Raw genomic sequence first — 10,638 nt, 5'->3', positions numbered from 1 at the left:
CTTGGAATTAAACGATGGCCTTGCCAAATTCAGCTTCACCAATCAGGAAGCTACTTTGTTGTTGTGGTACTAGCCAATAAGGTGTTGCCTCGCTTGAGGAGGCACAATTTGGATAATCAGGATTAACTGATGCTCCTGCGATAGTTTTTTCCATGACCATTGAAATATATTGGTCATTACTGCCTTCTAGGGTATTACCATTTAAAATCACCTCTGCACCTGTCGCTTGGGCGTAACGGCGAACAGCATTAATTGTTGAGTTAATAGGGTGATAAGCATCCGCACCTACGCCATTTTCTGAAGTCACCCGAATACCATCTTTAACACGCGCCACTAAAGAATGATTGCCTTCGGTGTGTCCCAAGGTATGTACTAAGGCCACGCCACGACCGAGTTGAATACTGCCTGTAAATTGAATAATTCGACTTGTATTCACACCATCAATGCCATGAGGGCAATACCAATCCGCTTGGCAAGGAATCAATGCGCTGGTTGATGCCCATTCTTGCTCATGCACCAATAATTTAGCATTGGGAAAATAGCCTTTGTTTGCGCCTGTTCCTAGCCATTTGCGCAAGTCTTGGGTATGTAAGTGGTCATAACTAATATAGTCCACTTGTTCTGGACGAATACCTGTGCTGGCCAAGGCACTTTCTACGGAGTGATAGGTTGGTGCCATAAAATCTTGAGCTGATTTAGGCAAATGTAATTTTTCAACCAAACGTTTAAAAAATGGGGTTTCGCGATTGCCATCAATATCAGACGGGGAAAACAATAGAGTTTTAACTTCACCTGCAAAGTCGCGATACTGAATAACAAACAAGCGATTTAAAATGTGAATAAATGGAAAGCGATACGCACTTTGCGCATAGACTCCACTATAGCCATACCATGTGGGATAGGGCACACGAATCAAATTAATACTTTTATAAAATAAGACTTTGGGTTCATCCATAAAACGCTCATGAAAGGCTAAAGCGGCTTTACGAGTGGCTTCTAAGCGTTCGCGGGGTAAAGGTGATTGGCGTGTGTTGTCAAAATCGGTGATGCGTTGCATGGAGGCAGGAATTTGTAGGCTCATAATTGTATCCTTGAAAAGCTCCCTATCATTCAAAGGAGAGAGCTAGGGTTAGTGCGTTAAGTTATCTAGTTGGCTGAGCGTCGTCGAAGCCTATTTTTGACGGTTAATAAATTGATTAATGCCACGGCTTAACCAATCAGGCGCAGCACCTGACACGGCATAAAATAAGCGAGTAGGTAAGCCAACCGTCCAATGGACTTTGGCGATTTTGCCTTGATAATCCGCAGCCTGATAAATAGTTTGGGCAACATCTTCGGCAGTTAAGTGCACGCCCATATTTTTAATACTGTCAGCATCCATGTTATTAACCATGTTGGTTTGTACAAATAACGGCAAAACATCCATTACACGAATATTATAAGCCGACCACTCCAAATCTAAGGCTTCGGTTAAACCACGCACCGCAAATTTAGTCGCTGAATAAACAGCTAAAGATGGTTGGCCATACAAGGCAGATGCTGAACATAAATTGATGACACGGCTTTTGGCTGTTTGTTGTAGATAAGGAAAAGCTAAATAGCAGCCGTTGAGTACCCCTTTAATATTAACGTCTAATAAACGATGTTGTTGTTGTAGGGGAATATGTTCAAATGCTCCAGAGGCTAAAATCCCAGCATTATTTAACAAAACATCCAATCGGCCTGTTCTGCTAAAAAATTGATGCAAGGCTTGTTGCCATTGTTGCTCATCAGCGACATTAAGCACACCTGTCATTGACACCTGTGTACCCAATTCTTGTTGTAATTTGGCCAAACCGACTTGGTCAATATCAAATAAGCCAACAAACCAACCATGTTTGGCAAATAAACGTGCGGTTGCCGCACCAATGCCAGCGGCCGCACCGGTAATAAAAATAGCTTTAGCTGTCATATAATGCCCTCACACAGTCGTGTTTAAATTTGAGTAGTATTCCCTCCCTTGACAAGGGGAGGGTTAGGGTGGGGTTTTTAAATAAGATGTGCTATTTTAGGAAAGAAGTCTTTCCTAATTCAAGGGGCAATATGCAAAATTCCGACGAAATGCGTACTTTAGTACCAAAAAAAACGCCTAAACGTGGTTATGGTGGGCGTAGTGCTGAGCAATTGGCTCAAGAGCGCTATGAGCGATTAATGGCAAGTGCTTTGGAATTGTTTGGTACAGTGGGATATTTGCCAACAACGGTCGAAAAATTATGTGCTCATGCCAAAGTCACACCACGTCATTTTTATGAGCATTTTAAAGATCGTGAGGCGATTTTAATTGCCGTGTTTAATGACATTTTGCAACAAAGCAAACATGCTGTATTGAGTCAAATGTTGAATGGTGAATTATCTTTAGAACAACGTTTTGAGGCAGGTGTTAATGCCTTTTTAAGTGCACATTTAGAAGATCTGCGTCGGGTAAAAATTACCACACAAGAAATTTTAGGGGTGAGCCAACGTGTTGAAGCAGCCAGAAATGCAGCTATTACAGAATTTGCGCTATTAATTGAAAGCTATTTGGGTCTGTGGGTTGCCGCAGGCAAGTTGCCAGCTCGTAATTACAAAGTGTTGGCTTTTGGCTTAGTGGGAGCGATGCACGAATTACAAATTGCATGGTTAAACAAACAAGTACCTCAAGAAAAAGCTGTGTTGGTAGAGGAAATGGCTTTTTTAATGAGTTGTTTGGTGAAAGGTGTACGTTAAAGTTGGACTAGGAACGAGCCTAGTCCAAATAAAATTTATAACAAACAGGGTTTGCCTTCTTCTAAGCGGCGGACGACGTCAGCCAAACGATCGGCTTCACACACAAATTGTTGGCGTAACTCTTGGGTACGATTAATCAACCCTTCAGTGGTGGTAATGGGCATTAAAACCTTACGCAAACAAGATTCAATTTCTTGTTCAATACTGCATCCATGTTGTTGAGCTGCTTCCTGCAAACGACTTAATAAATCTTCGGGGAGATTAGCTAAAGTTAAAGCAGCAGACATGTGTGACTCTCAAGTAAATTAGTACGAAAGTACTGTTTTGATTTGATAGGAACGATAAGACCTTTGCGATTTTCGCTAGATGAGCAAGGTCTGTCAAACCATATTGTCAGACAATTTTTATCAATCATCATAAAAGCTAAGCAATTGGCAAAATATCTTTAAAATGCTCGAGCATAGGGAATTGTGATTGCCGATGTTGCACGGTTTGGCTATCAGGATGCTTAATTGACAAAATATGTTTAATGCCAAAATTTGCCGCTGTTTTTAACACCGATTCGCTGTCATCAATAAATAAACTACGTTGTGGGTCAAAGTGGGCGTAGTGTTGTAAATCATGCCAAAACTGTAAATATTCTTTAGGTTTACCAAACTGGTGTGAGCTAATAATATGGTCAAAATAATGACTAATTAAGGTTTTATTGAGTTTGAGTGCTAAGGCTTGCGGATGAGCATTGGTCACTAACCAAACTTGTTTATCACTGGCAGCTAAAGCTTGTAAAAAGTCTAGAGCTTCGGTGCGTAGGGCAATTCGTTCTTGGATATCATGCTTTAGAACAACAATATCTAAGCCTAAATCTTTAGACCAATAATCTAAGCAATACCAATTTAAGGAGCCTTGTTGTGCAGCAAAACGGGGGTACAATACGGCCTTACTTTCTTCTAATGAAAGTCCGTGTTTTTGGCTGTACTGTTCAGGAACGTGAATTTGCCAAAAATAATTATCAAAATGTAAGTCTAATAACGTACCATCCATATCCAACAGTACGGTATCAATAGCAGACCAATTTATCATGTTAAATCTTCACTCATTATTAAACGCAGTTGCCCAAATTAGCCAACAAGCAGGGCAGGCAATTATGACGATTTATGCCCAACCTGAGCAATGGCAACTCCAACATAAAGAAGATAAATCACCGTTAACGGCTGCCGATTTAGCCTCACATCACTTAATTGTTGAAAAGTTACAAGCTTTAACGCCTGATATTCCTGTGTTGTCAGAAGAATCAGACGATGATTATGACCGTCAGCAATGGTCACGTTTGTGGTTGGTTGATCCTTTGGATGGCACTAAAGAATTTGTGGCACGTACCAACGACTTTACGGTCAATATTGCCTTAGTGGTTGATCATCAAGCGGTATTAGGGATATTACATGCGCCTTATTATGGCTTAACTTATATGGCGGCGAAAGGCTGTGGCGCATGGCTGATTGATCAGCATGGTCAAAAACAGCGTTTAACAACTGCCAAACAACTCACTCCGCCTCGTTTATTAGTCAGTCGTTTTCATGCTAATGGCAAAAAGAATCAAGCCTTATTGCAACACACCCAGCAACGTTTTGGTGATTATCAAGTGTTAGAGGTGGGTAGTGCCTTAAAAATGTGTCGAATTGCTGAGGGCTTAGCCGATTTTTATCCGCGTTTTGGCACAACCATGGAGTGGGATACTGCGGCAGGACAAATTATTTTAGAAGAGGCGGGTGGTGCCTTGGTAGATCGTCAAGGCCGACCATTTTTATATAACAAACGTGACAGTTTGGCCAATAAAGATTTTATTGTTGTTGGTGATAAAGCTTATGTCGATGATTGGTTGGCCTGTATGCAGGTTGAGAGCGCACGCTAAACCTGTAAGTATGTTATGATGATTAGCTAAGTTTTTTGAGAATAGACATGAAAATTATTGCCCGTAATTTGCCACGTGCGTTGACCGAAGCACAACTTAAAGCCTTATTTGATGAGTTTGGTTTGGTAGAATCTTGTAATTTGGTTTTAGATAAAGCCACTGGCAAATCTAAAGGCTTTGGTTTTGTTGAGATGCCAAAACACATAGAAGCAAAATTAGCAATTAAGCGTTTGAATGCAAAAAAGATTTTGGATAGTGTGATTCGGGTTAAAGAAGCCGAAGAGGGTGCAGCAAAATGATGAATGCTAATGATGTGTTGCGTAGCTTACGTTATACCCTTGATATTAATGAAACGGCTGTGGTGGGTTTATTGTCATTAACAGGCTTTCAGGCAAGCACTGAGCAAGTCTCTGCTTGGTTGGCGAAAGAAGATGAGGCAAATTATCAACCTTGTCCAGAATTGGCGTTAGCGCACTTTTTAGATGGCTTAATTATTGATTGTCGTGGTTTACCTGAAGGCAAAGACTATCAAGCACCTAATCCCAACATAGCATTAAGCAATAATATGGTCTTAAAAAAGTTACGTATTGCTTTTGAGTTACAAGAAGACGAAATGCTCGATACCTTAGATGCCGCAGGTTTGCGTGTCTCTAAACAAGAGTTAAGTGCTTTGTTTAGAAAAGAAGGCCATCATAATTATCGTGAGTGTGGCGATCAGTTTTTAAGAAACTTTTTGAAGGGATTGAATGTAAGGTTTAGAAAGTAGTTGTGTCAAAAGCAGATGGGGAAAAATCTTTCCCCAGATGGCTAATCCTGTCTAAACCAACCTGCAATACTAAATCTTGAGCGACTTGCTGCTAAAACCTCATGTGGCATATCAGCACTCATAAATAACACTAAACTGCCACCTGTTGGCGTTTGTTCAAGCAATAATTCGTGGTTTGGGTTATAAAGTTTTAGCTGTCCTCCCGCCTCAGTTGGCCAGTCATCATTCAAATAACATACCGTTGTCATCACCCGCGCATTATTATCCCGATGTCGATCAACATGACGTTGATAAACGCTGCCAGCCTGATAATGGGCATAATGTGCCTCATAAGAGCGTAAACCCAAATAAAAATCGGCATTTAATTGTTGCCGAAGCTGTTCCATCAGTGCCAGATACTGTCCACCTATAGTAAAATGATCTTCCAACCAACAAATGCTATCGCCGCGAATATGAGCTTGACGAGTTTGTCCAACGCCTCGACCAACACTCGCTTCATGAAATAAACCTTGCGCTTGCAACTGTAACAATTCGGCTAATAAAGCCTCACGCATTGTTGACGTTAAGAATTGTGGAATCACGGCATAATGATCAGTCGCTAAAGCGTCGAATGCCTGATTAAGATTGAATACTGATTTATTAAATTGTTGATTTTGAGAACTTTGCATGAATTACCGACACCATTACCACGCAGGAAATTTCGCCGATGTGATGAAACACATCTTAGAAATTGGATTATTACAAGCCTTGCATAAGAAGGACAATGCTTTTTGTTATATTGATACCCATGCTGGACGCGGTTGGTACGATTTAGCGGCTGCTCCAGCCCAAAAAACAGGCGAATACTTAGAAGGTATTCGTAAAATTGATACCCGCCAAGCTAAACCTAATCAATGGGTCGAAACCTATTTAGAAAATTTAGAAACCTTAAGAACGCATTTTGGTAGCAAGGCTTATTATGGTGGTTCACCGTGGTTTGCCATCCAAAATATTCGGGAACAAGATCGCATGGTGTTAATGGAATGGCATCCTGTTGACGTTGAAAAGTTAAAAGATAATTTTTACCGTCATCCACAAGTTGCTGTCCATCATCGTGATGCGTATGAAGGTTTAAATGCGCTCATTCCACCCAAAGAAAAGCGTGGTTTGGTGTTAATTGATCCACCTTATGAAGAAGAGCGCCATGATTACCCACAAGTGGTTGAGTTGTTAGCGAAAGCTTATGACAAATGGCCAACAGGTATGTATGCCATTTGGTATCCCATTAAAGATCGTGCGTCGATTGAGCGTTTTGAGCGTCGTTTAGTTAAAACGGGTATTCGCAAACAATTAGTTTGTGAGCTGTGTGTCATGCCTGATGATAATAATTTGGGCTTGAATGGTTGTGGTTTATTAATCGTTAATCCGCCATATTTATTTGCCGAAGAAGCAGACAAAGTATTGCAATGGTTATTGCCACAATTAAGTCAAAATAAGTTAGCCAAAGCAAGTGTTCGTTGGTTGGTGGGTGAGTAATAGGCGTAAAAAAGGGCGCATCGCGCCCTTTTTTATCAAACTCGCCGTAAAACCTCGTGCCTTTAGGCCGAGGATATAAGGCGGTGACACGACAGCTTATCAACCCCTTGCGATTTGGCACAAATCAGCAAGGTTGATAAGTTGGAAAGTGTCACTTACAGAATAAGGTCTTGAAAAAGTATTTGTTTTAACGATAAATTACTCTTAAAATCAAGCGATGAAAACCCTTAAATTACGCATAAAAGACAGACATTGCAAGGTGCTAGACCAACTCGCATCAGAAGTCAACTTTGTCTGGAATTACGTCAATGACTTGTGTTTTAAACATCTTCAAAGAACAGGCAACTTCTTTTCAGCCTTTGATATTGCCAAATATACCGCAGGCGCAAGCAAAGCAGGCTTAAATCTCCATAGCCAAACGATTCAAGCCATTACCGAAGAATTGGTATTAAGACGCAAACAATTCAAAAAAGCCAAATTAAGATGGCGCGTATCTAATCCTAAATCAGCCAAAAAATCACTCGGCTGGATACCTTTCAAAAAAACAGCCATCAAATATCAAAACGGACAAGTTAAATACGGCAATCACTGGTTTAGTTTGTGGGATAGCTATGGGCTATCGAAATATAATGTCAAAACAGGGGCATTTGTCCAAGACAGCCGCAACCGTTGGTATGTGTGCTTGGTCGTTGATAATGCGAAAAGGATTGAATCAACAGGCACAGAATCCGTAGGCATAGACTTAGGCTTAAAAGACTTTGCCACCTTGTCGAATGGTGAAAAGATAGAAGCCCAACGCACCTACCGAAAATACGAAGAAAAACTCGGCATTGCTCAACGCGCAAGAAACAAAAAGCGTGTTAAAGCAATTCATGCCAAGATTAAAAACATTAGGAATAATCACTTACATCAAGAAAGCACAAAATTAGTTAAACATTATGCTGCCATCTTCGTAGGCAGTGTAAGTGCGAAAGGCTTAGCAAAAACCAAACTGGCAAAATCGGTGTTGGATGCAGGCTGGACGCTGTTTAGAACCTTACTCAAGTACAAAAGCGAGAACGCAGGGGTATGGTTTGAAGAAGTGAATGAACAATATACCACCCAAACTTGCTCGTGCTGTGGCTCACGCGACAGTAGTCCGAAAGGTAGAGCAGGACTTGGAATAAGAGAATGGACTTGTGTGCAGTGCGGTACACTGCATGACCGCGACATCAACGCCGCCAAGAACATTCTCGCGCTCGGACATGAGCGTCTTGTAGAAGGAATCCTCGCCCTTTGAGGGCGGGGAGGATGTCAATATTCACAATAAGCTTTTATTTCGCGTTTGGTTTCATCAGTACGTTTGGTAACTTCTTCACTACTTAGTTTTCTTACATCACCATTTGCTTCTTTAACAGAAGCGTTACCCGTTTCAAGAAACTCTAAGTTTTGCTTTAGGCTAGCACATTTCTCTTTATAATCAGCAGGTGCTTTACTGACATCTGCACTTTTACCTGTTTTTTTAACACCTTCTTTGTTTTCTTTAGCTGATTTTTCAGCTTTAGCTTTTTCTGTGCGTTGTTGTTCTAATTGTTTGACTGCATTTTCACTACCACGCGGAACATAACGATTGATGTTAATGGATTGTGCTTTAGCGTTTGCACCTTTAGCATCAGGTGGTGTTTCGGAATAATTAGTCACGCCACGCTCATCTACCCATTTGTATATAGCTCCATCTTCATCAGCAGAAACAATAGAAGCAGATAGTACAGCACTGGTGAAAATGCTTAGTATAGAAATCATTTTTTGTTTTTTGTTCATTGGCCATTTACTCCCATCATGGGCGAATAATTTAATGTTGGTGACTATAGCTGTTTTTTTTGCGTTTGATAAGTTAAACAATGTCATCAAATCTATAGAGTGTTAACAAACAAACAAAAAAAGTCATTTTGGTCTTGACATAAAGAGGGGTAACTATAAAAATGCTTACCCTTTTATGTTTTGTGTAATGCTTGCTAAGTAAGACTAGCTTATAATAAACCTTCTTTGTACGTTTATTCATGCATTAGCAAGACGAGCTTATTGAATAAAATAAGTTTTAAGAGAAATTAGCGGAAACAATACTGAACAAGTCACCCTCTTGTCAGTATTGTTAATGATAATGTCCAAAATCTACTGAACGTAGTTTTGGAATATAGACTTGATGAATATCGTTGAGTGACAAAACCTGTCCTTAACCATAAACGTATTGACCATAATACGAATGCCCAGAGTCTTGTTTAAACCGCTGATATAATTTTTAGGTGGGCTTGGGTTTTTCCTAAGTTGCAAAAATCAGGATCACAGTGCGGTTCCTGAAAAATGAATCTGTCTTAAATAGCAGATATTGAGAAAATAGCTAGTTTAGCTGTTATAGACTCAAATTAATGCTATATCTTGAAAGGGTGATAGTCGTGGAACTTTTATCTGGTGGTGAAATGTTAATCCGCGCCCTCGCAGATGAGGGAGTGGAGTTTGTGTTTGGATACCCGGGTGGTGCGGTACTCCATATTTATGACGCAATTTTTCAACAAGACCGTGTTCAGCATATTTTAGTGCGTCATGAGCAAGCAGCAGGGCACATGGCTGACGGTTATTCTCGTTCAACAGGCAAAACAGGGGTGGTATTAGTCACTTCTGGGCCTGGTGCAACCAATACGGTAACGCCTATTGCAACGGCTTATATGGACTCAATCCCGATGGTTATCATTTCGGGACAAGTACCTTCACATTTAATTGGTGAAGATGCTTTCCAAGAAACTGATATGATTGGTGTTTCACGCCCCATCGTAAAGCATAGCTTTCAAATTCGTCATGCTTCAGAAATTCCAGCAGTGGTTAAGAAGGCTTTTTATTTGGCCTCTTCTGGTCGTCCAGGCCCTGTGGTTATTGATATTCCTAAGAGCTGCACTGCACCTAACGAGAAATTCCCTTATGAATATCCCGAAAAGGTAAAATTGCGTTCTTACAATCCACCATCACGTGGTCATGCTGGACAAATCAAAAAAGCAGTTGATGAATTAATTCAAGCAAAACGCCCCATTATTTATACGGGTGGCGGTGTTGTTCAAGGTAATGCCTCAGCATTATTGGTTGAATTAGCGCAGTTGTTAAACTACCCAGTGACTAATACTTTGATGGGCTTAGGTGCTTATCCAGGTTCTGATCGTCAATTCGTTGGTATGTTGGGTATGCATGGTACTTATGAAGCCAACATGACCATGCACCATGCAGATTTGATCTTGGCAATTGGTGCGCGTTTTGATGACCGTGTGACCAATAACCCGAAAAAATTCTGTACCCAAGCAAAAGTCATTCATATTGATATTGACCCAGCGACTATTTCTAAGACGATTACGGCACATATTCCGATTGTGGGTGCAGTAGAACCTGTTTTAACCGAAATGTTAGCTCAGTTAAAACAAATGGGTGTCAACAAGCCAAATCCAGAAGCTATTGCCGCTTGGTGGAAACAAATTGACGCATGGCGCGCACATCACGGTTTACGTTATGAGCCAGCCAAAGCAGGCGAAATGAAGCCACAAGAAGTGGTTGAGATGTTATACAAAGTCACTGAAGGCAAAGCCATTGTGACCTCTGACGTTGGTCAACATCAAATGTTTGCTGCGTTGTATTACAAATACGATCGTCCACGTCAATGGATTAACTCTGGTGGTTTAGGCAC

At 40.8% G+C, this 10,638-nt stretch carries 13 protein-coding genes; 7 read left to right on the top strand and 6 right to left on the bottom strand.

Translation table 11 applies throughout. From position 1 onward, the window contains the following. Positions 1-7: 7 nt before the first annotated feature. Both Q0212_RS14850 and Q0212_RS14845 read right to left on the bottom strand, forming a co-directional pair. Positions 8-1,081 carry a hypothetical protein gene (locus Q0212_RS14850; RefSeq protein ID WP_297926942.1) on the bottom strand — a complete coding sequence of 358 codons (1,074 nt, stop codon included), beginning with the start codon at positions 1,079-1,081 and terminating at the stop codon, positions 8-10. 90 nt (positions 1,082-1,171) lie between these two features. After that, the gene (locus Q0212_RS14845) at positions 1,172-1,951 is read right to left on the bottom strand and encodes an SDR family oxidoreductase (RefSeq protein WP_297926940.1); all 780 of its coding nucleotides are present in this window, start codon (positions 1,949-1,951) and stop codon (positions 1,172-1,174) included. Between the two features lie 131 nt (positions 1,952-2,082). Between Q0212_RS14845 and Q0212_RS14840 the strand changes: the two genes are divergently transcribed. Next, positions 2,083-2,745 carry a TetR/AcrR family transcriptional regulator gene (locus tag Q0212_RS14840; protein WP_297926938.1) on the top strand — a complete coding sequence of 221 codons (663 nt, stop codon included), beginning with the start codon at positions 2,083-2,085 and terminating at the stop codon, positions 2,743-2,745. 35 nt (positions 2,746-2,780) lie between these two features. Here Q0212_RS14840 and Q0212_RS14835 read toward each other — a convergent pair whose 3' ends face one another. Beyond that, complete coding sequence (locus tag Q0212_RS14835) at positions 2,781-3,032, bottom strand: hypothetical protein (RefSeq protein ID WP_297926936.1); 252 nt, start codon at positions 3,030-3,032, stop codon at positions 2,781-2,783. 136 nt (positions 3,033-3,168) lie between these two features. Next, positions 3,169-3,825: a GMP/IMP nucleotidase gene (gene yrfG / locus Q0212_RS14830; RefSeq protein ID WP_297926934.1), complete on the bottom strand. Its 657-nt coding sequence runs from the start codon at positions 3,823-3,825 to the stop codon at positions 3,169-3,171. On the opposite strand from yrfG, the gene cysQ reads away from it, so the two are divergent. The 3 genes from cysQ to Q0212_RS14815 are packed head-to-tail and all read left to right on the top strand — an operon-like array spanning position 3,824 to position 5,420. Beyond that, a complete protein-coding gene (cysQ, locus tag Q0212_RS14825; RefSeq protein ID WP_297926932.1) occupies positions 3,824-4,654 on the top strand; it encodes a 3'(2'),5'-bisphosphate nucleotidase CysQ in 831 nt (276 codons plus the stop codon). The genes yrfG and cysQ overlap by 2 nt on opposite strands. Positions 4,655-4,701: 47 nt before the next feature. Beyond that, positions 4,702-4,953 (top strand): RNA-binding protein, encoded by a 252-nt coding sequence (locus Q0212_RS14820; protein ID WP_297926930.1) that lies wholly within the window; start codon positions 4,702-4,704, stop codon positions 4,951-4,953. Next, on the top strand, positions 4,950-5,420 hold the full coding sequence (locus Q0212_RS14815; protein ID WP_297926928.1) for a DUF1456 family protein: 471 nt from the start codon (positions 4,950-4,952) through the stop codon (positions 5,418-5,420). The genes Q0212_RS14820 and Q0212_RS14815 overlap by 4 nt, the downstream gene beginning before the upstream one ends. Positions 5,421-5,461: 41 nt before the next feature. Here Q0212_RS14815 and Q0212_RS14810 read toward each other — a convergent pair whose 3' ends face one another. Beyond that, complete coding sequence (locus Q0212_RS14810) at positions 5,462-6,088, bottom strand: 2OG-Fe(II) oxygenase (protein ID WP_297926926.1); 627 nt, start codon at positions 6,086-6,088, stop codon at positions 5,462-5,464. On the opposite strand from Q0212_RS14810, the gene Q0212_RS14805 reads away from it, so the two are divergent. After that, the gene (locus tag Q0212_RS14805) at positions 6,087-6,935 is read left to right on the top strand and encodes a 23S rRNA (adenine(2030)-N(6))-methyltransferase RlmJ (protein ID WP_297926924.1); all 849 of its coding nucleotides are present in this window, start codon (positions 6,087-6,089) and stop codon (positions 6,933-6,935) included. The two genes, Q0212_RS14810 and Q0212_RS14805, sit on opposite strands and share 2 nt — an antisense overlap. 217 nt (positions 6,936-7,152) lie before the next feature. Continuing rightward, complete coding sequence (locus Q0212_RS14800; RefSeq protein ID WP_297926922.1) at positions 7,153-8,214, top strand: transposase; 1,062 nt, start codon at positions 7,153-7,155, stop codon at positions 8,212-8,214. Between the two features lie 14 nt (positions 8,215-8,228). Here Q0212_RS14800 and Q0212_RS14795 read toward each other — a convergent pair whose 3' ends face one another. Next, positions 8,229-8,735 carry a DUF4124 domain-containing protein gene (locus tag Q0212_RS14795; protein ID WP_297926920.1) on the bottom strand — a complete coding sequence of 169 codons (507 nt, stop codon included), beginning with the start codon at positions 8,733-8,735 and terminating at the stop codon, positions 8,229-8,231. Between the two features lie 632 nt (positions 8,736-9,367). On the opposite strand from Q0212_RS14795, the gene ilvB reads away from it, so the two are divergent. Next, a partial coding sequence (ilvB, locus tag Q0212_RS14790) for a biosynthetic-type acetolactate synthase large subunit (RefSeq protein WP_297926918.1) occupies positions 9,368-10,638 on the top strand: 1,271 nt, incomplete at its 3' end.

The organism is uncultured Agitococcus sp. (assembly GCF_937920075.1).
Classification (GTDB): Bacteria; Pseudomonadota; Gammaproteobacteria; order Pseudomonadales; family Moraxellaceae; genus Agitococcus.
The sequence above is the reverse complement of the archived record's forward strand: the minus strand, read 5'-3'. Positions and strand labels throughout refer to the sequence as shown.